The sequence below is a fragment of the Maribacter sp. TH_r10 genome (genome assembly GCF_033101095.1).
Taxonomy (GTDB): domain Bacteria; phylum Bacteroidota; class Bacteroidia; order Flavobacteriales; family Flavobacteriaceae; genus Maribacter_A; species Maribacter_A luteus.
In genome coordinates this window covers 148,326-173,612 of record NZ_JAWMPY010000008.1, presented here as the reverse complement: position 1 = coordinate 173,612, position 25,287 = coordinate 148,326, and the positions used below count along the sequence as shown (strand labels likewise).

Annotated in this window: 24 protein-coding genes; 8 read left to right on the top strand and 16 right to left on the bottom strand. The window is 39.1% G+C overall.

Translation table 11 applies throughout. The annotated features are described in order from the left end of the window. Positions 1 to 23 precede the first annotated feature (23 nt). The 3 genes from R3X28_RS16620 (at position 24) to ettA (ending at position 2,992) form a co-directional block, all read left to right on the top strand. Entirely contained in the window at positions 24 to 1,007 is a 984-nt protein-coding gene (locus tag R3X28_RS16620) for a Gfo/Idh/MocA family oxidoreductase (protein ID WP_317665839.1), read from the top strand. A gap of 73 nt (positions 1,008 to 1,080) precedes the next feature. Further along, on the top strand, positions 1,081 to 1,263 hold the full coding sequence (locus R3X28_RS16615; protein ID WP_154366663.1) for a CAL67264 family membrane protein: 183 nt from the start codon (positions 1,081 to 1,083) through the stop codon (positions 1,261 to 1,263). A gap of 37 nt (positions 1,264 to 1,300) precedes the next feature. Next, on the top strand, positions 1,301 to 2,992 hold the full coding sequence (ettA, locus tag R3X28_RS16610) for an energy-dependent translational throttle protein EttA (protein ID WP_154366665.1): 1,692 nt from the start codon (positions 1,301 to 1,303) through the stop codon (positions 2,990 to 2,992). 58 nt (positions 2,993 to 3,050) lie between these two features. Here the strand turns inward: ettA and R3X28_RS16605 are convergent, their stop codons facing one another. The 4 genes from R3X28_RS16605 to R3X28_RS16590 all read right to left on the bottom strand — a co-directional run bounded on the left by R3X28_RS16605 (position 3,051) and on the right by R3X28_RS16590 (position 7,194). Continuing rightward, positions 3,051 to 4,436 (bottom strand): pitrilysin family protein, encoded by a 1,386-nt coding sequence (locus R3X28_RS16605; RefSeq protein WP_317665834.1) that lies wholly within the window; start codon positions 4,434 to 4,436, stop codon positions 3,051 to 3,053. Beyond that, positions 4,433 to 5,833 (bottom strand): pitrilysin family protein, encoded by a 1,401-nt coding sequence (locus R3X28_RS16600; protein ID WP_317665832.1) that lies wholly within the window; start codon positions 5,831 to 5,833, stop codon positions 4,433 to 4,435. The genes R3X28_RS16605 and R3X28_RS16600 overlap by 4 nt, the downstream gene beginning before the upstream one ends. Before the next feature lie 61 nt (positions 5,834 to 5,894). Further along, positions 5,895 to 6,719 carry an MBL fold metallo-hydrolase gene (locus R3X28_RS16595; protein WP_317665830.1) on the bottom strand — a complete coding sequence of 275 codons (825 nt, stop codon included), beginning with the start codon at positions 6,717 to 6,719 and terminating at the stop codon, positions 5,895 to 5,897. A gap of 10 nt (positions 6,720 to 6,729) precedes the next feature. Then, complete coding sequence (locus R3X28_RS16590) at positions 6,730 to 7,194, bottom strand: GNAT family N-acetyltransferase (RefSeq protein ID WP_317665828.1); 465 nt, start codon at positions 7,192 to 7,194, stop codon at positions 6,730 to 6,732. A 168-nt stretch (positions 7,195 to 7,362) separates the two neighbouring features. Here R3X28_RS16590 and R3X28_RS16585 point away from each other — a divergent pair, with 168 nt between their 5' ends. Then, positions 7,363 to 8,250: a hypothetical protein gene (locus R3X28_RS16585; protein ID WP_154366675.1), complete on the top strand. Its 888-nt coding sequence runs from the start codon at positions 7,363 to 7,365 to the stop codon at positions 8,248 to 8,250. Between the two features lie 76 nt (positions 8,251 to 8,326). Here the strand turns inward: R3X28_RS16585 and fumC are convergent, their stop codons facing one another. Further along, positions 8,327 to 9,724 carry a class II fumarate hydratase gene (gene fumC / locus R3X28_RS16580; RefSeq protein ID WP_154366677.1) on the bottom strand — a complete coding sequence of 466 codons (1,398 nt, stop codon included), beginning with the start codon at positions 9,722 to 9,724 and terminating at the stop codon, positions 8,327 to 8,329. 157 nt (positions 9,725 to 9,881) lie between these two features. Here fumC and R3X28_RS16575 point away from each other — a divergent pair, with 157 nt between their 5' ends. Continuing rightward, positions 9,882 to 10,058, top strand: coding sequence for a hypothetical protein (locus R3X28_RS16575; RefSeq protein WP_179955092.1), 177 nt, complete (start codon positions 9,882 to 9,884; stop codon positions 10,056 to 10,058). 49 nt (positions 10,059 to 10,107) lie between these two features. Here R3X28_RS16575 and R3X28_RS16570 read toward each other — a convergent pair whose 3' ends face one another. The 8 genes from R3X28_RS16570 to R3X28_RS16535 form a co-directional block, all read right to left on the bottom strand. Next, positions 10,108 to 12,621 carry a TonB-dependent receptor domain-containing protein gene (locus R3X28_RS16570; RefSeq protein WP_317665826.1) on the bottom strand — a complete coding sequence of 838 codons (2,514 nt, stop codon included), beginning with the start codon at positions 12,619 to 12,621 and terminating at the stop codon, positions 10,108 to 10,110. A gap of 13 nt (positions 12,622 to 12,634) precedes the next feature. Beyond that, positions 12,635 to 13,147, bottom strand: a complete 513-nt coding sequence (locus R3X28_RS16565) for a hypothetical protein (protein WP_154366682.1) — start codon at positions 13,145 to 13,147, stop codon at positions 12,635 to 12,637. A 144-nt stretch (positions 13,148 to 13,291) separates the two neighbouring features. Continuing rightward, positions 13,292 to 13,639 carry an arsenate reductase (glutaredoxin) gene (gene arsC / locus R3X28_RS16560; RefSeq protein WP_154366684.1) on the bottom strand — a complete coding sequence of 116 codons (348 nt, stop codon included), beginning with the start codon at positions 13,637 to 13,639 and terminating at the stop codon, positions 13,292 to 13,294. Positions 13,640 to 13,658: 19 nt separating this feature from the next. Further along, on the bottom strand, positions 13,659 to 14,276 hold the full coding sequence (locus tag R3X28_RS16555) for an HAD family phosphatase (RefSeq protein ID WP_317665824.1): 618 nt from the start codon (positions 14,274 to 14,276) through the stop codon (positions 13,659 to 13,661). A 17-nt stretch (positions 14,277 to 14,293) separates the two neighbouring features. Continuing rightward, positions 14,294 to 15,392, bottom strand: a protein-coding gene (gene prfB / locus R3X28_RS16550) for a peptide chain release factor 2 (RefSeq protein WP_154366688.1) whose coding sequence is annotated in 2 segments (ribosomal slippage) — positions 14,294 to 15,328 and positions 15,330 to 15,392 — 1,098 coding nt in all. Because the reading frame shifts where the segments join, the coding sequence is not laid out codon by codon here. A 64-nt stretch (positions 15,393 to 15,456) separates the two neighbouring features. After that, positions 15,457 to 16,314 (bottom strand): transglutaminase family protein, encoded by an 858-nt coding sequence (locus R3X28_RS16545; RefSeq protein ID WP_317665821.1) that lies wholly within the window; start codon positions 16,312 to 16,314, stop codon positions 15,457 to 15,459. A 42-nt stretch (positions 16,315 to 16,356) separates the two neighbouring features. Continuing rightward, entirely contained in the window at positions 16,357 to 17,304 is a 948-nt protein-coding gene (locus tag R3X28_RS16540; RefSeq protein ID WP_154366691.1) for an alpha-E domain-containing protein, read from the bottom strand. Positions 17,305 to 17,307: 3 nt separating this feature from the next. Further along, the gene (locus tag R3X28_RS16535) at positions 17,308 to 18,771 is read right to left on the bottom strand and encodes a circularly permuted type 2 ATP-grasp protein (RefSeq protein ID WP_282056068.1); all 1,464 of its coding nucleotides are present in this window, start codon (positions 18,769 to 18,771) and stop codon (positions 17,308 to 17,310) included. Positions 18,772 to 18,965: 194 nt separating this feature from the next. Between R3X28_RS16535 and R3X28_RS16530 the strand changes: the two genes are divergently transcribed. Continuing rightward, a complete protein-coding gene (locus tag R3X28_RS16530) occupies positions 18,966 to 21,383 on the top strand; it encodes a zinc-dependent metalloprotease (RefSeq protein WP_317665818.1) in 2,418 nt (805 codons plus the stop codon). Between the two features lie 35 nt (positions 21,384 to 21,418). Beyond that, positions 21,419 to 22,441 carry a GntG family PLP-dependent aldolase gene (locus tag R3X28_RS16525; protein WP_317665816.1) on the top strand — a complete coding sequence of 341 codons (1,023 nt, stop codon included), beginning with the start codon at positions 21,419 to 21,421 and terminating at the stop codon, positions 22,439 to 22,441. Between the two features lie 3 nt (positions 22,442 to 22,444). Here the strand turns inward: R3X28_RS16525 and R3X28_RS16520 are convergent, their stop codons facing one another. Beyond that, entirely contained in the window at positions 22,445 to 22,759 is a 315-nt protein-coding gene (locus R3X28_RS16520; RefSeq protein ID WP_154366698.1) for a YegP family protein, read from the bottom strand. Positions 22,760 to 22,986: 227 nt separating this feature from the next. Here R3X28_RS16520 and R3X28_RS16515 point away from each other — a divergent pair, with 227 nt between their 5' ends. Next, a complete protein-coding gene (locus R3X28_RS16515; protein ID WP_317665814.1) occupies positions 22,987 to 24,087 on the top strand; it encodes an OmpA family protein in 1,101 nt (366 codons plus the stop codon). A gap of 337 nt (positions 24,088 to 24,424) precedes the next feature. Here the strand turns inward: R3X28_RS16515 and R3X28_RS16510 are convergent, their stop codons facing one another. After that, a complete protein-coding gene (locus R3X28_RS16510) occupies positions 24,425 to 24,877 on the bottom strand; it encodes a thioredoxin family protein (protein WP_317665812.1) in 453 nt (150 codons plus the stop codon). Positions 24,878 to 24,918: 41 nt separating this feature from the next. Further along, positions 24,919 to 25,245: a YbaB/EbfC family nucleoid-associated protein gene (locus R3X28_RS16505; protein WP_317665810.1), complete on the bottom strand. Its 327-nt coding sequence runs from the start codon at positions 25,243 to 25,245 to the stop codon at positions 24,919 to 24,921. Between the last annotated feature and the right edge of the window lie 42 nt (positions 25,246 to 25,287).

The following is a 25,287-nucleotide window of genomic DNA, read 5'->3' as shown; positions in this document are numbered from 1 at the left end:
TTTGGGTATAATTTAAAATGAATATGGGACAAAAGATACGATGGGGAATTATAGGTTTGGGCGGAATAGCCCAAAAATTCGCCAATGACCTTAATTTGGTAGATGATGCTGAAATTATCGCAGTTGCATCAAGAAGTATGGATAAAGCGGATGCTTTCGCCAAACAACATCAAGCAAAACATGCTTTTGGGTCGTACCAAGCATTATTTGAATGTGATGAGGTAGATGTTGTTTATATCGCCACACCGCATACGGGACATAAAGAATGGAGTATTAAGGCCATGAACCATGGCAAAAGTGTGCTTTGTGAGAAACCGATGGGCATGGATCGTTCGGATGTGGAAGAAATGATTTCGGTAGCAGAAAAGAACAAGGTTTTTCTTATGGAAGCGCTTTGGTCACGTTTTAATCCTTCAATAAGAAAAGCAAAAGCCTTGGTTGAGGCCGGTGAAATTGGGGAATTAGGTTATTTACATGCCGATTTTGCATTTTATGCCTTGGATAGACCAGAGGAAGGAAGGTTATTGAATCCCGAATTAGGTGGAGGCTCTTTGTTGGATATTGGTATATATCCTATTTTTCTTTCTTATTTGTTTTTGGGTATGCCCGAACATATAAAAACATCTTCCAAATTTTATAAAACAGGGGTAGAGGTACAAACCTCGATGATATTCGAATACCCTAAGGCACAAGCGATTTTATACAGTGGCCTTACTTCCGGTTCAAAAATGGAAGCAGAAATATCGGGTAGCGAAGGGGCTTTGTTCCTTAGTCCCCAATGGCACATTGCCCAGGGTTATACATTTAAAAAAGGGGATGATGCAGATTATGTTGAATTACCTACGCCCGGTTTTGGTTATACCTATGAAGTGGAGGAAGTACATTCTTGTTTAAAACAAGGGAAGTTACAAAGTGATCTTTGGAGTCATAAAAACAGTTTGGACCTAGCAGAATTATTGGAAACCATACGGGTCAAAAATGGCATCAAGTTCCCTTTTGAACAATAAAATCAAGGCTTACACGATATTTTCACCTAAAATTTACGATATTTACAGTTACCTAAAACCTAACTAACAAGATATGGGAATGAATAAGAACACGGTATTGGCCTGGGCTACTTTTATAATGATTTTCGTAGGTCTTGCCTTGATCGCGCTGGGAGCTTTTAGATATGATGAAATTGCAGGCTGGGGCTTTGCTTCGGTAGGTATTGGTTTTTTTGCCATTGCCTGGGTTTTCAATGCGCTCAAAGGAAGGGTCTAACCAAAAGAATATCCAATAATTTAATACAGAATAATCAATGTCTGACGATAAGAAAGTCATTTTCTCCATGTCCGGAGTTACGAAAACGTATAAAAATGCGAATACTCCGGTACTGAAAGATATATACCTGAGCTTCTTTTATGGTGCCAAAATCGGCATTTTAGGACTTAATGGTTCGGGAAAATCAACCTTGTTACGCATTATAGCAGGGGTAGATAAGAATTTTCAAGGCGATGTGGTTTTTTCGCCTGGTTACAAAGTAGGGTACTTGGAGCAGGAACCCAAGTTAGATGAAGAAAAGACAGTGCTCGAAGTGGTCAAGGAAGGTGCGGCGGAAACCGTTGCTATTTTGGATGAGTACAACAAGATCAATGATATGTTCGGCCTGCCGGAAGTGTATGAGGATGCTGATAAAATGCAGAAACTCATGGATCGGCAAGCAGCCCTTCAGGATCAAATAGACGCTACGAACGCATGGGAGCTCGATACTAAATTGGAGATTGCCATGGATGCCCTGCGTACACCGGAACCCGATAAAAAAATAGGGGTATTGTCAGGTGGGGAAAGAAGAAGGGTGGCCCTATGTCGGTTGTTGTTGCAAGAACCGGAGATTTTACTCTTGGATGAGCCTACGAACCATTTGGATGCCGAATCGGTACATTGGTTAGAACATCATTTGGCACAATATAAGGGTACGGTAATTGCCGTGACGCATGACCGTTATTTCTTGGATAATGTTGCTGGTTGGATTTTGGAACTCGACCGTGGGGAAGGAATTCCTTGGAAAGGGAACTATTCCAGTTGGCTGGATCAAAAATCCAAACGAATGGCCCAAGAAAGCAAAACGGCCTCGAAACGCCAAAAGACGTTGGAGCGCGAATTGGACTGGGTACGGCAAGGTGTTAAAGGACGCCAAACCAAACAGAAGGCGCGTTTAAAGAATTATGACAAATTAATGAGCCAAGACCAAAAACAGCTCGATGAGAAACTGGAAATCTATATTCCTAATGGCCCCCGTTTAGGGACCAATGTTATCGAAGCGATTGGGGTTAGTAAGGCTTATGGGGATAAACTGTTATATGAGGATTTGAACTTTAAACTTCCCCAAGCAGGTATTGTTGGGGTTATAGGGCCTAATGGCGCTGGTAAAACCACTATTTTCCGAATGATCATGGGAGAAGAAACCCCGGATAAAGGAGAGTTCATTGTTGGGGATACAGCTAAAATAGCCTATGTTGACCAAAGTCATTCCAATATTGATCCGGAAAAGACCATTTGGCAGAATTTCAGTGATGAGCAAGAGTTGATCATGATGGGAGGAAGACAGGTGAATTCCAGGGCCTATTTGAGTCGATTCAATTTTTCAGGCAGTGAGCAGAACAAAAAAGTGAACATGCTTTCCGGTGGGGAACGTAACCGTTTACACTTGGCAATGACCTTAAAGGAAGAAGGGAACGTACTTCTTTTAGATGAGCCAACAAACGATTTGGATGTGAATACATTAAGGGCCTTGGAAGAAGGTTTGGAAAACTTTGCAGGTTGTGCAGTGGTTATTTCCCACGACAGATGGTTCCTAGATCGTATCTGTACGCATATTCTTTCTTTCGAGGGGGATTCCCAAGTTTATTTCTTCGAAGGTTCATTCTCGGATTATGAAGAGAACAAGAAAAAACGTTTAGGCGGTGACCTGATACCGAAACGAATTAAATACAAGAAATTGATACGCTGATAAAAAAAAGCCCCTTCAAAATTTTTGAAGGGGCTTTTTTAATAGACTGTTTTTCGTATTACTGTTTTAAGGATTGCTTCACCGGCTTCGGAATTTGATTTTCAATCTTTTCCCGATCACCAACCACGATCAAGGTCATATTTTCCGGCTTAATATATTTTTTTGTCATTTCTTGAACTTTTTCAGGAGTTACTTCATGCATTTTTGCCACTTTATTGGTCAAGAACGACTCGTCAAGATCATGTGTGTCCAAAAATATCATCTGACCAATGATTCCACTTGGAGTGGAGTTTTGGAGGACATAGATTCCTGATTCGTAATTGATGATACCTTCCATTTCCTCTTTGGAAGGTGGTTCGTTCTGAAGCTTCTCGATTTCCTTTTTTATTTCGGTCAATGAAGCCCCGGTATGTTCGGTGGTGACATCTGCGGATTCATACCACACACCACTCTTATACCTAGTATCTAAACTACTGTATGGTGAATAGGTATATCCTTTGTCCTCCCTAATATTACTTGTGATTCTTGAAGCAAAAGAACCTCCCAATATTGAATTGGTGATGTCCAAAGCAATGTAATCCTCATGTGAAGGCCCTATAACGGGGAGACCATAATAAATGGTAGACTGTGGAGCTCCTGGTCTATCAATGATCTTAACTTCATTTGAAGCTACAGGTTTGGCGATGTTGTATTTCGAAGGTGTTCCTTCACGCCAATCCAAGAAAGCCTTTTCAACCGTTTCCTGTACTTCATCCCGATTAAATTTGCCCGCTACATAAACTGTAGTTCGTACTGCTCCAAAATGTTCCTCGTAGAATTGTTTTATATCGTCCACGGTATAGGATTCTATCATTTCATCAGACGGATAAACCCTGCCATAAGGATGATCTGGGTATAACTGTGCATAAAAATCGCGACGCGCTTGTGAACCTGGTCTGGACAGTCGAACCGATAGGTCACGCTTCATATCGGCTTTGAGTCTATCTAACTCTTCAGCAGGAAATTTCGGATTTTTCAGAACATCGGCCATGAGCATAATCGCTTCTGGGGCAAATTCATACAAAACAGAGCTATTCATTGAAGAAGTATGAAGGCCAACACTTATGTTCAGGTTACCACCCATACCGGCCATTTCATCGGCAATTTGTTTTGATGATTTTGTTGTACTGCCTTCTTCCAACAAATCGGCCAGTAGATCGCTTAACCATACTTGGTTTTCATTCTCATCAATATTTCCGGTTTTAATGCTGAACCTTATAGTGGCCTTTGGGATAGAGCCATAAGGCACCATGACCAAGGTTAGGCCATTGTCCAATTTAACGGTTTCTTTTTTAGGTAAGGAGAAATTTTTTGGCTCCCCACCTTTTGGAGGTTGCTCTTTTTCTTGGGCAATCAATGAAAATGAAAAGAAAAAGATCAATATGTATGTAATACTAGTTTTCATTTGGATTGTGTTTTTTCGTTATCAGCTAAAAGAGGATTCACCGTAAGAATGGTACGGTTCGTATTGATCAAATACTCGTCTATGGTTTTTTTGACGATATCCGGGGTTATTTTTTTGAATTCGTCTTCTAGGGTATTTATACGTTCCGGATTGTCATCAAAAAGTGCAAAACTGCATAATAGGTCTGCACGCCCTAAACCAAAGGTTCCTCCTATGTCGTCGTAAAGTTGCGAACGAAGCTTAACGAGGGCTTGATCTACCGTCTTTTGGGTAATATTCTCTTTTAAATTGTTCATGACCTCGTCTATGGCTGTTAAAACTTCTTCTCGAGAGGTTTCGTTATCGTAAGTAAGGTCATACATCCAGATCATGGGGCCTTTATAGTTGAACATATTTCCCAGATAATTAATACCTCCACCAACATCAGATGAATATCCTTTGTCTTTTTCTAGTTTCTGGGCCAATAAACTATTGTCGCCTTGGACCAAAATTTGATCTAGTAGTCCCATGGCATAATATTCTTTGGTGTTTCGTTCTGGCATGTGGTAGGCCAATGCAATAGCAGGTTTGTTGGCCAACGAATCGTTTTTCACGAACTCTTTTTGTTCAACTTGCTTTGGTTCGCTTATATCCGGTTGTTCAGGAATTTCGGCAGAAGGGATGTTGGAAAAGTACTTGTTTATCCATGTTTTTGCTTCATCCATATCAAAATCACCTACTACTGATATGGCCGCATTATTTGGGGCATAGTAAGTTTTGAAGAAACTTTGGACATCTTCTAGGTTCGCGGCATCCAAATCTTCAAGATCCCCATAAAAGTTATGGGCATTGTACCAATTTGTATTTGCATATTGGGGCATATCCAACCACGGAAATCCACCGTAAGGCTGGTTCAGGACATTTACCTTGACTTCATTTTTTACAACTCCCTGTTGATTGGTCAAATTTTCCTGGGTAATATCCAATCCCCGCATTCTGTCAGCTTCTGCCCATAGCATGGTCTCCAATTTATGCGATGGTACGATTTCAAAATAATTCGTGAAATCAAATCGGGTAGACCCATTAAGCACGCCACCGTTCTGCTGAATCAATTTTATGAACTCCATTTTGCCAAGGTTTTGGGACCCTTGGAACATCATATGTTCAAAAAGGTGGGCAAAACCGGTACGGTCTTTGGGTTCAATTCGAAAACCAATATTGTAATAAACGGCAACAATCGCTGTAGGCGAAGTAGTGTCTTTGGATAAAATAACCTTTAGGCCATTGTCCAATTTGTAATATTCCACGGGAACTTTAAATTGGGCCGTCTCCTTTTGTTGTTCTTCCTTTTCCTCGGCACAACTCGATATTAGTAATGCAAAGAGCATAAGGACAAACCATTTTGATTTGATTTTCATACAGTTGTTTTTAGATTAATGATATAGTTGGTATTTTATTTTTTACTCTTATTTGCTTTGATCAATAGTCCTGATTCGGATACCAATCCAGTTGTATAACCTCAATGTTTGGGTCGGTCTTTTCAACTAAAGCCTTGAATTTAGCTACGTCACTCACGTCAGGTTTTCCCCTGTAATGATAAGGGTACACCTGTTTGGGTTTAAATTCCAATACGGCATCTGCAGCACTTTCCACGGTCATTGTGTAAGGTAGGTTCATACATACAAATGCTATGTCAATGTCTTTTAGGGCACGCATCTCAGGAATATCCTCGGTATCTCCGGAAAAATAGATACGTTGATCGCCCATATTCAATATATAACCATTCCCACGCCCGATTTCATGGAAGTTTTTAGCTTCTTCCCGTAAGTTATACATGGGAACGGCCTCGATTTTTATGCCATAGCGTTCTTTGCTTTCGCCGTTATTGAGTACATCGATCTGAGGATTGAATTCCTCCGGTAACCCATCGGCAACAGCTTGCGGAACGATTATTTTTGCTTTTTCAGTATTTAGGGCCTGTAAGGTTTCTACATTTAGGTGATCCCCATGAATATCGGTAATCAAAATCAAATCAGGTTCTTTTTGTCCTTTAAAGGCATCAGCACCGCCGACAGGATCTATATAAATCGTAATGTCATTCCAATCCAAAACGGCGGTCGCATGTTCTATTGGGGTAATTTTTAAGGTTTTGGAAGTAGGGTTCCCTTCTGGGGTTAGAAGCATATCTTCCATGGTTGCTTTTGCTTCCGGGCTCGAAGCATTATTTTCCAGCGATTTCTTTTCGTCCTTGCAGGAAACCATAATCATACAAATGGCAGTCATTAGAATTACGAATCTTTTCATGGTGCTTTTTTTAGTTTAATTTCAATTCCATCTTAACATCACTTCTCGTATAGGGGAGGTCTTTTTCCAAAGGAACTTCTTTGAACCCTAATTTGCGATAGATATGTAATGCGGTATCCAATTTTGTACTTGAATATAAGATAATTTTTTCCCATAGTTGGTCTTCGGCAAATCCAATCGCGAATTGCAGGAGGTTCTGACCAATTTTCAAACCATGGAATTTTGGTGCTACGGCCATTTTGCCCAGCTCATAAACCGTATCGTTTAAGTTGATAAAGGCAAAGCATCCGGCTATTTGCCCATCATATTCAGCGAAAAAGATATGGCCGCCTTTGTCGATTATCGATTTTTTACAATTTTCCAGAATTTCTTTGTCCTTGGCTTCCAAATGAAAGTATTCTTTTATCCATGTCGAGTTCAAATCACGGAAGTGGTTGATATACTTGTCTTTAAATGGGATTATTTTGGTCTTCATGTCTAAATCTAAAAACATAATACCCCCTAAAATACAGGATTACGAAGGTATATTTTAATATAAATGTTAAATATTTTCAACTATAAAAAATCCAATCAGAAAATTGAACCGTATATAAATCACGAACAAACACTTTTAAAAAGGTAAAAGTTAATTAATTTTTAGATTATGACTGAAACGAAGAATAACAATGGATTAAAAGTATTGGCAGGTTTGCTAGGTGTTGTACTTTTAGGTGTGATCATTTACACAGTGAGCCTTTATCAGGACAAGAAAAAAACCGAGTCTGTACTTACCCAAGAGAAAGAATTGGTTGTTGAGGATCTAAACAGCTTAAAGTCTGAATATGACAAAGCTATTTTGGAAAGCAACGCTACCAATGAAGAGTTGGTAACTGCTAGGGACAATATTGCGAAGTATCTTGATTCTGTAAAAACAATGAAAGCTGATATCGCTTCTTTGTCAAGATACAGAAGACAGGTTAGTGTCTTAAAAGCTGAAAGGGAACAATTGCTTAAGCAAGTGGATTCTTTGACAAGATCGAACACATTGATTGCCATGCAACGTGACAGCACGTATGTTGAGTTGGAAAAACAAACTGTATTCAACGATTCATTAGTAGTACAAAACACTCAATTGGCCGATGTTGTTGAAAAAGGTTCTGCTTTGAATCTTTCCAAATTCAATGTAGATGCCGTTAAAGAACGTACCAGTGGTAAATTGGTTTCTACCTCTAGGGCAGGAAGAACGGATAAGTTCAAAATCTGTTTCACTGTGGCCGACAATATCATCGCTGAAGCAGGGGATAGGGAATTTTACGTAGAGGTTCTTGATCCTCAAGGAAACGTTCTTGGTGAGAGCTTCTCAAAAACGAACGATGGCGGAGCTTCTGTAACATACAGTAAAGCAACCAACTTCTACTACGAAAACAAGTCATTGGACGTATGTGATTATATAAGTAAGCCAGCTGGTGATTTCCAAAAAGGAAATTATATGGTAAATGTATATGATGACAAATTGAAATTGTTGGGAACTTCAAAGTTCACTTTAAAATAAAACACACTATCCATTCATACAAAAAGGGGCAATCTTAATTGATTGCCCCTTTTTATTTTTAATTGGTTTTGGTAATTTATTTTAAACTACCCACCATGTCCTCAGGTTTTACCCATTCATCATACTCCTCAGCAGTAACGTAACCTAGATTAACGGCTTCCTCTTTTAGGGTAGTACCGTTCTTATGTGCCGTATTTGCAATTTCAGCAGATTTATAATATCCTATTTTAGGATTAAGGGCGGTAACCAACATTAAGGAATTGTTCAATAATTGTTTGATCACTTCATGGTTTGGTTCAATACCTACCACACAATTGGTTTCGAAACTTAAACAAGCATCGCCCAATAATTCGGCAGATTGCAAAAAGTTCGCTGCCATTACGGGCTTAAAGACATTCAACTCATAGTGTCCTTGTGTACCACCTACGGTAATCGCAACGTCGTTGCCCATCACCTGTGCACATACCATGGTAAGGGCCTCACATTGGGTAGGGTTTACCTTTCCGGGCATAATTGAACTTCCTGGCTCGTTGGCAGGAATAATGATTTCCCCGATTCCTGAACGAGGACCGGAAGCCATCATACGAACATCATTGGCAATTTTATTCAATGATACGGCCAATTGTTTTAAAGCACCGTGGCTTTCGACCATAGCATCATGTGCTGCTAATGCCTCGAATTTATTTTCAGCCGTTTTAAAAGGTAACCCGGTAAATTTGGCAATATATTCAGCTACTAGTACATCATATCCCTGTGGAGTGTTTAAACCGGTTCCTACAGCTGTTCCCCCAAGGGCAAGTTCACTTAGGTGGTCTAAAGAATTGTTCAAGGCTTTTAAGCCGTGTTCCAATTGAGAGGCATAACCGGAAAACTCTTGCCCTAGGGTTAGGGGAGTGGCATCCATTAAATGCGTACGTCCTATTTTGACCACATTTTTAAATTCCTTCGATTTTTTCTCCAAGGTCTCCTTAAGCTTGGTGACACCAGGAATGGTTACTTCTACGATTTTCTTGTAGGCTGCGATATGCATGCCGGTAGGGAAAGTATCGTTGGAAGATTGTGATTTATTCACATCATCGTTTGGTTGAATGGTCTTTTCCCCTTCACCAATAACATTACCTGCAATTTCGTGTGCGCGGTTCGCAATGACCTCGTTTACGTTCATATTGCTTTGTGTACCTGATCCGGTTTGCCAAATTACCAAAGGAAACTGGTCATCGTGTTTGCCGTCAAGGATTTCATCACAAACATTGGCGATCAAATCTCTTTTCTTCTCATCAAGTACGCCCAATTCATGGTTGGCATATGCCGCTGCCTTTTTTAAATATGCAAAGCCGTAAACGATGTCCAAGGGCATGGATGCCGCTGGTCCGATCTTAAAATTATTCCTAGAACGTTCAGTCTGTGCACCCCAGTATTTATCGGAGGGCACCTCGACTTTTCCCATCGTGTCTTTTTCTATTCTAAAACTCATATGTAAGGTGTTTTTTATTTCTTGCAAAGGTACTTCATTGCGAGATTTTAAGAGACTCCGGGAAACCTTAATTTTAGAAAAATCATCATTTTTTTTGAATTTGATTTGTTCTTTTGAATCTTTTCAAAGTATATTTGTTTTTAATAAACAAGTACAGATGTTCGATTTTGACCAATATTTAGGATTTTTAGCGTTTTTAACCATTTTTACCATTGGCTTTTGGCTGATGATCTTCTTAATTACATTTGTAGTGCCTTATTGGTTATTCGGTAATATCAGGGAGTTGATAAAGGAAAAACGAAAAGCCAAAGAGGCTGCTCGCTTACAAGAATAAAAAAAAGAAGCCATTTGGCTTCTTTTTTGTTTTATGCTGTTTTGGTATTTTATCCTTCAAAATCCATATCATCGTCCCCGCCACCATTTCTCTGGCCGTTTCTTTCACCTTTTTGGTTCTGGGGTTGATTGAACCTGTAAAGGAAAGATAAAGTCACTTGCCTTTCCCTACGTTGAAATTCACTATAAGTAAATACATTGTCGGTTCTGGTTTCACTTCTACGTTTACGGGTATTGAACAAATCGCTCACATTCAATGAAACCGTGGCTTTTTCCTTAACTACATCCTTACTAAAGGCTAGATTGGTGCTCAACATGCTTTTGTATTTTGATTGTGCACTCTCCGAAGGTCCCATATAAAAAAGGTTGGATTGGAAATCTATTGCTCCGGGCAACGGTAATTTAGCACTGAATCTAGTGAAGTAGGTAAAATTGTCCACATCAAAATTTTGGACAATTACTTCATTCTGATAATTGGTGTATTCATAATCCCCGGTTAATTTTTGTTGGAAAAGGTTCAGATTCCAACTTAACCTCCAATTCCTTTTCGGAACGAATGATGTGGTAAACTCCATACCGAACCTACTTTCGTCAGCTAAATTAATGGGTGTACGAACTTGAACGGGTACTATTACCGGATTGGAAGGGTCTTCTGAATTTTCAATTTCAACGAAATCCCCGGTTTCTTGGGTAATGAATTGAAAAACCCCGGTCGAGTAATTATAATAAGCAGAGGTATTGAATGTAAATTTATCCCACCTTCTTAAATATCCTAGGTCAAAAGCATTGGTATAAGTAGGATCTAAGTCGGGATTACCTTGAAAAAGGTTAGTGTTACTGGATCTTGAAGGGAAAGGGTTGATGAACCTTGAACGTGGCCTTCGCAACCTTCGGCTATAACTGATGGTAAGCTGTTCCTTTTCGGAAAATTCATATCCTAAAAATAGGGAAGGAAACCAATCTACATAGGTTTTATTGCTTACTTCGTTCGTATTTACCAATTCTATACCTATATCCGATGCTTCCATTCGCAAACCGCCCAATATATTGAATTTATCGATCTTAGTTCCTAATTGGGTGTAGGCAGAGTTCACATATTCCTTATAATTAAGTTCATTGCTATAATCAGGGTCACTGGCAAGAACCCCGTTTGAGAGAATACCGTAATTAAAATCGGTATTGAAATTATTGAAGGTTCCCCTATAACCTAATTCAAACTGGGATTTGCTGTCCTTTCCAAATGGCAGAACATAATCCATTTGAACCAATTGGCTAACCTGGCTTTCGTCGTTTATGGTCTGTTCTGTAGGTAGCTCATCAGTTTCACCGACAATGGTCTCTTCTATTATTGAATTTTCAAGTTCGCTTCCCGAAGAATATTGATAATCGATTGTAAGTTCATGCCCGTCCCTTTCAAAGTTTTTCTTGTAATTCACGGAATATTGTACATCTTCGTCGTCATCACTTTCGGTAGAGAACCGGTTTCTTTGGATCGTAGGGTTCATTACGGCATCGTAATTGAAAAAATCGATATCCGTATTGTCATCCCCACCGGATGTCCTATAAACAAAGGAATTAGTGATGCTACTCGATTCATCGATAAAATATTCGAAACCAATGTTCGTATTAAAGCCATCACTTTGCCTTTGATAATCCCTTATTTCATCTTGAAAACTTGCGGTAGATCCATCCTCATTGAAATTTTCTTGCTCAAAAAGTGCATTTCCAGGACTATTACGGTATCTATAGGATGTATTCGTGAATATATTGAACTTATCCCTTCTTAGATTGAGGCTGACATTAGCTCCGTAAGATTCAGGGGTGCCAACGTTTAAACTTACAGATCCATTAACACCTGCTGTTTTACTTTGTTTTAAAATGATATTCAGGATTCCTGCGGTGCCCTCGGCATCATAACGGGCAGACGGGTTGGTAATGACTTCAACCTTTTCGATGGCCTCGGCAGGTAGTTGCTGTAAAGCATCGGTACTAAGGCCTGATAGTGCAGAGGGTTTGCCGTTCACCAATATTCGTACACTTTCATTACCACGCAGGCTTATGGTGCCTTCCACATCAACTGTAACCGATGGCACATTGTCCAAGACATCGGTTACCGAACCACCTTTAACGGTAAGATCCGATCCTACATTGTAAATTTTCTTATCTAACCGAAGCTCAACGGTCGTGCGTTCGGCAGTTACTTCAACTTCTTGGAGTTGTTCAACGTCCAAAATCAATTTAATGGTTCCTAAATCTGTGGAAGTTTTGAATGTTTGGGCTTCGAAGTTGTAGGTTTTATAGGACATATATTCTATCCTTGCATTATACCTTCCCGGCATTGTCTCTACTGAGAACTTACCGGATGCATCCGTTATACCCCCGGTTACCTTATTTGGGTCTCTAATGCTCTGTAAAATCAAGGTGGCATATTCCAAAGGTTGCCCTGTATCCTGATCTATGACTATTCCTGTTATTGTAATGGGTTCGGGTCGCTGTCCTTGTGGTCTTTGGGCTATTGTGGTAAACGTTGCGAATAATAGAACTAACGGGAATAGATGCTTCATTTATTTGTTTGGTTTAATCCTTATCGGACTTTTTTTTCTTTTTTTCCTTTTTCTTCTTTTTCTTTTTCTCCTTGTTGGTCTTGGCCACTCCTTTCTTTTGGAGTTCTACAAAAGCCTCATACTTTTCCAATGGCAGTCCCGCTTTCAATTCTTCGGTTTGTCGCTCGGTAATCTTTTCCATTTGTGCTCGCATCTGGTCTGGCTCTAACTTAAGTATCTGCATTTCAATACGTTCTTGAACATATTTTTTTAAGATACTGCTTAAAACAGCGGTTTCGAACTCATTCAATTCGAGTGCCGATGCTATTGCCGGCATTTCATTTTCGACGATTTGATCGGCAGTTAGAGGTTCCGGCTCTTTTTCAGGAGTTTGGACTTGGGGTATTGAACTACGGCTTCTGCCATAACTACCTCTGTTATATCCGCCATAGCCATAACCGTTACCATAACCGTATTGGGCATGTAACTCTATACCTGACAACAATAAGATAAAAAGAACGAGAAAGAATGCGCTATTGAATTTCATTACGTGAGTATTAGATTATAAAAATAATTGAAGGTTTAACCCGCAAAGGTTAAAACTTTGTTAATTCAAAAATAGTGTTTCTTAAGAATAACAAGAAGGATGCCACGTTTGGTTTTCATCCTTGAGGGCATCAAAAACAGTATACTATTTTTGTAGGAGATCTAAAATATTCTCGACAGGTCTTCCGATAACCGCTTTTTGGCCTTTAATTACTATGGGCCGTTCTATCAGTTTGGGGTAGTCGACCATGGCGGTAATGATCTCATCGTCGGTAAGGTCTTTTCCTCGAAATTTTTCTTTCCAAATGGTTTCGTTCTTACGAACCAACTTCTCAGCGGGAATGTTCAAATAGTCCAACACCTTTTTCAATTCCTCTTTAGAAGGAATATCCTCCAAATATTTGATGGTCTTAAATTGAACCCCGGAATCTTCCAACGCCTTTAGACCTTGACGGGATTTCGAACATCTAGGGTTATGGTAAATCGTAATCATGTTCAATTATTTTATCTATTTATAATTTGACGTTCAAGGCCAGTAACTCTTCTTGTAATTGATCTGCGTTTTTAAAATGGATTCCTTTAATCCCCAATTTGTCGGCGGTTACGATATTGTCATGGTTGTCATCTATAAAAACGGCCTTCTCTGGAGAAATTTTATATCGATCTAAAATAATCCCATAGATTTCAGGGTAAGGTTTTCTGGTCTTTTCATCACCGGAAACCACTATACCCTCAAAATCATTCAAAAAACCATATCGCTCTTTGGCTATGGGGAAGGTCTCGTTACTCCAATTGGTCAAAGCAAATAGGCTATAGGTGTTCATTTGCTTCAACCGCTTTAAGATTTTTACCGTGTCCGAAATTGGGCCTCCCAACATTTTTGGCCATTGATCGTAGTACAATCGAATCCATGATTCATATTCAGGATAATCGTTTATCAAGAGCTCGGTACCTTCTTTTATAGGTCTTCCGGCATCATGCTCCATATTCCATTCATAAGTGCAGATGGTATTAAGGAACCATTCCATCTTTTCCTCATCTCCATTAAAAACCTCACGATAAAGGTATTTGGGGTTCCAGTCTATCAAGACACCTCCAAGATCAAATATTACCGTATCTATTACTTTCATTGAAGTTACATTTCAGTTTATTCATCCTCTTTTTGCCCCATCATCATTAAAAAGGCCTTTAAGAATTGATCTATACTACCGTCCATCACGGCATCGACATTACCGGTTTCTTCCCCGGTCCTTACATCTTTTACCAATTTATAAGGATGCATTACATAATTTCTGATTTGGGACCCCCATTCGATCTTCATTTTGGAGGATTCGATTTCTTCCCTGGCTTCCATTTTTTTACGGAGTTCGATTTCATACAGTTGGGATTTCAACATTTTCATTGCCGTTGCCCTGTTGTCGTGCTGTGATCGGGAATCCGAACATTGGATCTGTATGCCCGTGGGTTTATGTACTAATTGAACTTTTGTTTCTACTTTGTTCACGTTCTGCCCACCCGCACCGCTGGATCTTGCCGTGGTTATCTCAATATCGGCAGGGTTCACTTCGATTTCGATACTATCATCTACTAAGGGGTACACATATACTGACGCAAAGGAGGTGTGCCTCTTTGCATTGCTGTCAAAAGGGGAGATACGAACCAAACGATGTACGCCATTTTCCCCTTTCAGCCACCCAAAGGCATATTCACCTTCAATCTCTAAGGTAACTGTTTTGATACCGGCAACATCCCCTTCTTGGTAATTGAGTTCCTTAACTTTATATCCGTTTTTTTCGCTCCACATCATATACATCCGCATAAGCATGGAGGCCCAGTCACAACTTTCTGTACCACCGGCACCAGCGGTAATCTGTAAAACGGCCGTTAATTCATCACCTTCTTCCGAAAGCATGTTCTTGAACTCTAATTTTTCAATAAGATCAGTGGCTTTTTCATATTGTGCGGTAACCTCTGACTCGGGCACTTCACCTTCTTTTTGAAACTCGATCAAAACTTCGAGGTCACTGACCAAAGTGTTGGCCGTATTATAATCATCTACCCAATGTTTTTTGGATTGGATGAATTTCATTTGCTCCTGTGCTTTTTTGGGGTCATCCCAAAAATCGGGGGCAAGTGTTTTTTCCTCTTCGTTCTCTATCTCTATAAGCTTGGCATCTATGTCAAAGATACCTCCTTAACGCACCAAGGCGCTCAATAAGATCTTTAGATTGATCTACGGTTATCATATATTCTGATTTTTGCACAAAAGTATATACTTTAGTTGTACTTACTGATGCATTTTAAAAAGTTTTATTGTTGTTCTTGGCTCAGCACTTCAACAGAATGCGTAGTTTCATTGTCTCCACTGGCATAAACAACTCCTTTTAAAGGGGCGCAATCATCATAGTCCTTGCCGTGGGCTACTTTTATATGGTTGTCACTTACCAAGATATTGTTCGTAGGGTCGAAACCTACCCAGTCCATATTCGGGATATATGCTTCTACCCATGCATGCATTTGCGCATCCCCGAAATAGCCGTTTCCTTGATGAAGGTACCCTGATACATATCTGGTCGGAATATTGTTTTTACGGGATAGGGCACAGAACAAATGGGCAAAATCTTGACAAACTCCTTGTCGATGTTCAATAATTTGTTCCAGTGTTGTCTGAACATCGGTAACTTCAGAGGAGTATTTGATGGCCTTGAATATCCATGTATTCAATGCTTGAAGGTTTTCGAAAATGGAAATGTCTCTTTTAAACTTGAATAAGTCCTGACTGTTATCCGGTAAGGATGTGAAATGGGTAAATCGTAAAAATGGTTCAAAATCCACCTTAAAATCAAGAGAGTTTATTTTTTCATATTCTTCGGAGGGGGTTAAACCTGAATGTAACTCGAAAGGATTGGTTTGGTGCTTTACAAGTTTAAAGGAAGCTTCGAAGCGGATTTGGTCAAATTCTTTTTTTGGCCGTATACGTATGGATCTAAAACCAAAACCATTAACTGATCGCTCATCATAGGCATTTATGGAGTTCTTAAAATCGATACTGACCAAATCTTGGGTGGTATTTTGCTCGGGGATAATCAGAAACTGCCAATGTGCTTTATGAACTGGACCCTCATAGAGGTTTTCAGCTTTATAGGTAATTACATATTCTGTCGACATAGTTCAAGTATAGGAGTGCTAAAATAAAGCAATACAATAGAATTAATAGTTAAAAAACTCTTTTTCCATTTTTATACTTATCTGGCTTAAACTTTCGAGTATGCTCTCTATAAATGATTTTATGTTTCCCTCGATTTCCTCTATATGTTTATACTGATATTCAGACTTTACTTTTCCTACAAGGAAGGCCGTTGAACTTTTATTGTAATATCTATTGGTGTCTAAAAGTAGTATATGTTGATATACCTGGTTTAAACTGTTCATGACCGACCTTGGGCAATTAGGGTTCAATACCAAAAATTCCAACGTTGAAATACTTGTAGGTGTTTTTTTGTAAAAACGACGCATCATATCGTAAGATTCGGTGCATTTCAATAAGGTCGTCCATTCAAAACTCTTGCTCAAAGGCTCTCCACAATTCAGTTGCGCTTTTAAGGCATCATTATATTTAGAGTTGATTATTCGTGTTATCTGCGTTGCCCTTTCAATGTTCATGCCCATCATGATAATTGCATATACTTCATTATGCAATAAGGTACCCCTGATTTTTCCCCTTAAGACGGAAGTGATCTCGGTAATATTCGTGGTAAAGTCGTAAAGACCGTTTTTTACAAAGGTTGCCACGGGATAATTGACACTAAAGTGATAGAATTTATTCAATGATTCGTATAATTCTGTCGAAATAAGATCTCTTGCGCTATTGGCGTTTTCCCTAGCGTACTTAATATTGTTCAGGATCGAATTCGGTGAATCTGGATCTAAACCTATCTTAAATAATACATCTTCTTCAATTAGTACCTTCGTAGGGTCCTCTTCTTTTTCACCTACCATAAAAAGCATGGAATGAAGTACAAATTGCCTCGATTGTGATAATGAATTGGGGGCATCCAATGAGGAAAAATAATTCACGTTCAGGTATCGGGCAATATGTTCGGACCTTTCAATATAACGGCCCATCCAAAATAAGTTATTCGCTACTCTTGCAAGCATTCATTAATTTTTTAAAACCCAAGTGTCTTTTGATCCGCCACCTTGGGATGAGTTAACAATAAGATTTCCTTTTTCCAAGGCGACTCTGGTCAATCCTCCTTTTAGGACATACTCCTTATCTTTTCCCAGTATCGTAAAGGTTCTTAGGTCTATATGACGTTGTTCAAAAGATTCGCTTTTATCTATGTACGTAGGATGTACGGAGAGCGACATTATAGGTTGGGCTACATATTTTCGAGGGGATTCCTTTATTTGTTTTTTAACATTTTCGATTTCAGCTTTGGTAAGTTTGTTGCCTATTGATATACCATATCCACCGGCTTCATCAACTGGTTTTATGACAAGCTCATGAACATGTTCCAAAACATATTTAAGTTCATCCGGTCTACTACAATGGTAAGTGTGGACATTGTTCAATATGGGTTCTTCATCAAGATAATACTTGATAATTTGTGGCATATAGGTATATACGGCTTTGTCATCAGCAACTCCTGTACCTGGGGCATTGGCAAGGGTTACATTACCTTTTTTATAGGCGGCGAAGAGTCCGGGAACACCTAATGCCGAATCGGGTTTGAACTCTAATGGGTCTAAAAAAAGATCGTCGATTCGTCTATAAATGACATCTACTTTAATAGGGCCGCGAATGGTCTTCATGTATACAAAATCATTTTCAACGAACAGATCGCTGCCTTGTACCAATTCTATACCCATGGTTTTTGCGAGGTAAGAATGTTCGTAAAAGGCCGAATTGTACATGCCGGGTGTAATGACCACACAAACTGGACTATCCACACCTTTGGGTTTTACAGACTCTAAAAGATCCAATAGGTTTTCCCCATAATCGGTAACCGTATGGGTTTTATAATGGTTGAACACCCCAAAAAGTGCTCTTTTAAGGGCAGTACGGTTGCAAATTACGTAACTCACCCCTGAAGGACAACGTATATTGTCCTCCAAAACATAAAAGTTGCCATCTGAATGCTTTATGATATCCGTGCCAGAAATATGGTTGTAAATGCCACCAGGTGGATCTAAGTTCATCATTTGATGAAGATAGTTGTTGGAAGAACTGATAAGTTCCAATGGTACTATACCATCTTTGATTATTTTCTTTTCGTGATAAATATCCCATAGAAACAGATTCAATGCCTTGCTACGTTGAATAGATCCTTTTTCTATAATTTCCCATTCGTTGGAATCTATAATCCTAGGGAATAGATCAAACGGAAAAATTTTTTCCTGCGTTTCGTTTTTACCGTAAACCTGGAATGTAATGCCCTGATTAAAAAAAGAAGCTTTTGCCTTATCGTTAAGATTTACATAATCTTTGATGGAATGGGCCCCATAAAGATCGAATAGCTCTTGATAAACTGATTTTATAGAACCATTTTCATCAAATAATTCATCGAAAAGATCGGTGTTTCGTTTATATGAAGAAAATATACCGCTATCAATATTTGCCATATTCCTGATTATTTACTAACAAATTACAATTTTTAACTAAGCAGTACCTAATTCATATTTGCTCACCCTTGTCTTTTTATGTTCTTCTTAAATTATAAACCTGATTTTTATGAATCCTATTTTTTTGAAGCCTTTATTATGAGGGTTTTCAAGTCAAATCTTTTATCTAAATTTAGATTTCCAAAATTAACCTTATGAGAAACTCCTTGACTACTTTTATTTTAATCTTGATTACATCAAATTTTAGCCACGCCCAGTTTTCTGATCAAAAAAAGGATTTTCAAAAATTCACAGGCCTGTTCGATTTTTATTATGATGATGCCGATGATAAAATGTATATGGAGGTTAAAGATCTTGAAAAAGAATTTCTCTATGTCTATTCATTAAGTAGTGGTATAGGAAGTAATGATATAGGGCTGGATCGCGGCCAACTTGGAAATGAACAGGTCGTGTATTTTAAAAAGGCAGGGAATAAATTGTTGTTGGTGCAGCCCAATTTAAAGTTCAGGGCCTTGACCGATAACGCTTTGGAGAAGAAATCGGTAGAACAGGCCTTTGCGAAATCGGTTTTGTTCGGTTTTAAGATAAAGGAAAAAAAGAATGGCACGTATATCATAGATATCACTGATTTTTTAATGCAAGACACCCATGGGGTAACGGCAAGATTAAAGAAAACAAAACAAGGGTCTTATAAATTAGATACCTCTAGAAGTGCTTTTGCCATGGATCGGACGAAGGCTTTTCCAAAGAATATCGAGTTTGATGTAACCCTGACTTTTAAGGGCGAGGCTACTGGGGGTTATATTAAATCAGTATCGCCGAATGCAAACTTGGTAACGGTTGCCCAACATCATTCTTTTATTGAATTACCAGATGACAAATTTGGGAAAAGGACTTTCGACCCTCGATCGGGATCCTATCCTTTCAGTTATTATGACTATTCCACACCGGTCCAGGAGCCTATTGTAAAAAGGTTCATTACTAGGCATCGTTTAGAGAAAAAGGACCCGAATGCAAAAGTAAGTGAGGCTGTGGAGCCTATAATCTATTATTTGGATAATGGTACACCAGAACCTATCCGTTCTGCACTATTGGATGGTGGAAGATGGTGGAACCAGGCCTTTGAGGCCATAGGATATAAAAATGCATTTCAGTTGGTAATGCTCCCCGATGATGCCGATCCTATGGATGTTCGCTATAATGTGATCCAATGGGTTCATAGGTCTACTAGAGGGTGGAGTTACGGCAGTAGTATTACCGACCCACGAACAGGTGAAATCATTAAGGGTCATGTAAGTCTCGGGAGTTTACGTATTCGTCAGGATTTCTTGATAGCCCAAGCTTTAATGAACAAGCCGTTTGCAGAACGCGATGATAATTACCAACCCATGTTGGATATGGCTTTGGCTCGGATCAGGCAACTTTCCGCCCATGAGATCGGCCATACTCTTGGTTTTGCACATAATTATGCGTCTTCTACCAATAATAGGGCATCGGTGATGGATTATCCGCATCCCCAATTTAAATTGAACAATGGGGAAATTGATTTTTCAAGTGCCTATGCGACGGGAATCGGGGAGTGGGATAAGGTCACCGTTGCTTATTCATATTCCGATATTCCTGAAAATACCGATGAAAAAAAAGCACTTTCGGCAATCCTCGATAGTGCCACTGATAAAGGTCTTCGTTATATAACGGACCAAGATGCCCGTCCACAGGGTAGTGCCCATGTTTTGGCACATCTTTGGGATAACGGAAAGGACGTAGCAAAAGAGTTGGAGGACATGTTGAAATTAAGGGCCAAGGCCATTGATAATTTTTCCATTGATAATATCAAAACAGGGGAGCCCAATACGGTTTTGGAAGATGTTTTCGTGCCTTTGTATTTCTTTCACCGCTACCAAACTGAAGCGGTAGCTAAGGTCGTAGGTGGTATGGATTATAATTATGCGGTAAAAGGAGACGGACAATCAGTCGTTATAATAGCTGATAAAGAAACGCAAAACCAAGCACTTATGGCCACCCTTAAAACGTTGGATGCTAAATGGATCGCCATTCCACAGGAAAAATTAAAGCTTTTTCCTCCAAGGGCATTTGGTTATCGAAAGAGCAGGGAGTCATTTAAAGGGAAAACAGGGGTGTCTTTTGATGCCTTATCCGCATCGGGAACAGCTGCAGATATGACATTGACATTTATTTTGCATCCTGAAAAAGCCTCGAGGCTGATTCAGCAAAAGGCATTGGAACCAGATAATTTTGGGCTATCCGAAGTGTTGGACAGCTTGATTGAAAATACGCTGTACAAGCAGCAAAAAGATACTTATCTTAATGAAGTACAATGGAGTATCAACTTTAGGGTTTTGTACCACCTTATGAATCTTTCTGCCCAAGATAGCGTTCATCCCCAAGTAAATGCAATCGCCCATCAGAAACTTAAGGAATTAAAAAAGAAATTACTTTCAAGTAGTAATGCATATGCACAAGAATTTGTCAGGAAGATCGATGGTTTTGAAAAAGCTCCGGAAAAATTCAAATTGATCCCAGCTCCAAAGATTCCGGATGGCTCTCCGATCGGAATGGATTGTATGCATTGGGAACAGCAAATAGATTAGAACCTGTTTTAGAATTCTTAAAATAAAATAACAAAGTGAATATCAATTTAATTAGTGATACGGTGACCCAACCCTCCAAGGGAATGTTGGATGCCATGATGAATGCACAGGTTGGTGATGATGTTTTCAAGACCGATGCTTCTGTAAATGAACTTGAAGCCAAAACTGCGGCATTATTCGGAAAGGAGGCCGCCTTGTTTTTCCCAAGTGGAACTATGGCGAACCAGACAGCGATTAAACTGCATACCCAGCCAGGAGAACAGTTGATTTGTGATAAATATGCCCATATTTATAATTATGAGGGAGGGGGAGTCAGTTTTAACAGTGGTGTTTCCTGTAAGTTAATCGATGGTCATCGGGGAATGATGACAGCCGAACAGGTCGAGGCAGCGATCAATCCACCAGATTTTTATCACAGTCCGTTGACCACATTGGTATGTATTGAAAATACGACCAATAAGGGTGGTGGTGCTTGTTGGGATATTGAAGAGCTGAAAAAAATAAAGAAGGTTTGTAAAAACCATAACCTTGCCTATCATTTGGATGGTGCCAGGATTTGGAACGCCATGGTCGCCAAAAATGAAAAGCCCGAGCAGTTCGGTGAGCTTTTCGATACCATAAGTGTTTGTTTTAGTAAAGGGTTAGGTTGTCCCGTAGGTTCTGTTTTGGTCGGAAGTAAGGCCATGATGGATAAGGCTTTGAGGATACGGAAGATTTTAGGTGGTGGAATGCGACAAGCAGGTTATTTGGCTGCTGCTGCCCTTTATGCTCTGGACCATAATAGAAGTAGATTGGCAGATGACCATAAAAAAGCATTTGAGATAGGTGTTGCCCTCCAGAATTTGCCCTTCATTAAAAAAGTGGAGCCCATAGAGACTAATATCGTGATTTTTGAAATAGAGGAGGGTAGTATTACAGAAGCTGTTTTTCTGGATAAGTTGCTTGAACAGGGAATATCGATAATAGGAATGGGCCAAGGCAAGCTTCGTATGGTTACCCATTTGGATTATACCGATGAAATGCATGCCGTTTTTTTAAAGACCTTGAAAAAACTCTAGGTATTATTGGTCTAATAGGGATTCCATATTGTTGATTAGATTCTTTATGCCATTTTCCATACCGGCTTCAGAAGTATAGTTTTGGCTGTGGCCTATAAGCTGACCGTTTGAATTTTTTATATCGAATAAAAAGAATCCTTCATTATTGGTTCGGCGCTCGAACCTTAACGTATTGTTTTCAATTGGCCGCAGGTTTGCCACGGTCCGTTCTATTATTTCTTTGTTTGGGTATTCTACGCTTTTCAATAAAGTGTGCCCACTTTCGGTTTTAAGTTTAAAACTAAAGCTGTTCGCCCCCTTTTTGTTTATTTCGATCATAGTTATATATCCTATTCTTAAAAATAACACTTTTTAAGCATATTTGAAAGCGCTACAAATTCAAATATATGTAAGAATAAACTGATAAAAGTGTATTTCATCGATAAAATAATACGATTTATCGATGAAAATTAAAACCCGTTTCGTTCTTTATATTTCAAATAGGGTTGGCCACTATTTTCGCAGCAAGTGAACAAATACAATATAACAAACACTAAATTTTAATTATGAAAAAAGTTCTTTTACTTTTCGCAGTTATGACTGCATCCATTACCATGGCACAAGATTTGCCATCTAATCCTGAACCGGGAAAATGTTACGTTCGTTGTACAACTCCAGATGTTTATGTTAACGAAACAGTTACATTGACCGTAAAACCTGCTTATAAGGTTTTAAAAACCGTACCTGCAACATTCAAGACTATTACTGAAAGGGTTGAGGTTAAAGCTGCTGGAAAAAGATTGACAGTTATTCCAGAGAAATGGGGAACAGAGACTATTACTTATGTTTCTAAAGAAGGAGGAAATACATTACGTGTATCCCCTGCTACTTTTAGGGCAAGTTCAGAAACTATTGAGGTTAAGCCTGCCTATGCCAATTGGGAATTGGGAGCTGCTGCACCTGATTGTGCTTCTGGAAATCCTGATGATTGTAGATACTGGTGTTACAAAGGGTATCCTGCTGAGTTTACCACTATTTCTACGGAAATTCTTGGAACAGATGCTTCTGTATCCAAAACTCCGTTAGGTTCCCAAAACGCGACTTACACGAAAAGGGTTTTGTTAGAGCCAGCAAAAGTTGTTGAAGAGGTTATCCCTGCTCAATACGATGAAATTACGAAAACCGTTTTGGATAAAGATGCTTACACAGTTGAGGAAACGATTCCTGCAGTAACAAAAACTATCTCTAAAGAGGTGTTGAAGCAAAAAGGTGGTTTAACTACTTGGACAGAAGTTGAGTGTTCTTTAGTTGAATACCAAGCTTTACCGATCAACTGGAACTTAGGAAGTGCAACATTGACTTCTGAGGCCAAAAGAATTATCGATACAAGATTAATGCCTGTATTACAGCAAAACCCTGGTGTTAAATTAGAGATCGCTTCCCATACCGATGTTAGGGGTAATGCTTCTTCTAACCAAGATCTTTCTGAAAGAAGAGCTAAGGCGGTTGCTGATTATTTGATCACTAAAGGAATCAACTCTAGCTTGTTGGTAGCCAATGGTTACGGTGAGAACAAAGTTAAGAACAGATGTAGAGAGGGCGTTTCTTGTACAGAAAGAGAGCATGCTGTTAACAGAAGAACCGAATTCCGATTGATTAACAACTAGTCAAAAAGAAAACACTAACCTATGAAAAGGGCGTCCCGAAAGGGAGGCCCTTTTTTATTTCCGTCATTTTTGTTGGCTCATACAGTTAAGATGTTCTCAAGCTTTTAAAGATGGTCTAGGTTAGGAATACAAAAAGGTTGGACTAGGTCAAGCTTCATTTTCTTTAGCAGCTTCCTGTATTTGACTCTACTTAATAAAACAAGCTTTCAGTCGTCCAATTTAACTAAAGATGTATTGCCCTTACAGTTGTGTTGCGATAGAACCCATCTTAAAAGCCTTGGGCCCATAAAAAAAGCTTCCAAAAATGGAAGCTTTCCTTTGTATTTGAATTGTTCAATTATTTATATTTGTTCAACAGTTGTAAATGATAGCGTATCTCACCATTCATGCTATAACCGGAATATTCATCCAAAGCATTGCCTTTTTCATTTACTATCGTCAACAGTGGAAAAACCCCTTTCTTGTTATACTTTTTCAATAGCTCTTTGTTGTGTTTCAGTTGATCGTGGGTCAGAAGGTCCTTATTACGTGGCATATCTATATACAACAGGACATAATCCTCCGCGAGTGCTTTGAACTCTGCCGATTCGAATAGATCGGTTTTCAGCATCTTACAAGGAGGGCACCAGTCACTACCGGTGAAAAAGACCAAAACGTTCTTATCTTCTTTTTTCGCTCTTTTTATGGCCTTTTCATAATCGGTCAGCCACTTCGTGTCTTTTTCAGCCTCAAGATAATTCTGGGTGCTAATGAAAAAGGGAACTATTAATAGTAGTAATATACTTTTCATCGTGTCGTTTTTTAAAACTTTTCAAAAACCTTGCCAAGGGTTCATTTAAATAACGAATCCATTCCCGGAATATTGGGCATGCCTTCTTTGGCAACTGCCGCAAGTTCGGTTTCATTGACTTTGGTGGCGTTTTCAATGGCCTTATTTAAAGTTAAGATGAGGTAGTCTTCCAACTGTTCCTTATCCTGTAATAAACTATCGTCAATTTTTATTTCCTTGATGGCCCTATTGGCCGAAATGGAAACCGATAATAATCCATCTGCAGATTTCTCATCTATGTAAACGGTATCCAATCTTTTTTTAGTCGCTTCAACTTTTTGTTGGGTTTCTTTGAGTTTTCCCATCATACCCATCATATCTCCAAACATGGTGTCTTTTTTATAAGGTTACGGAGCCAAAATTAATAAATT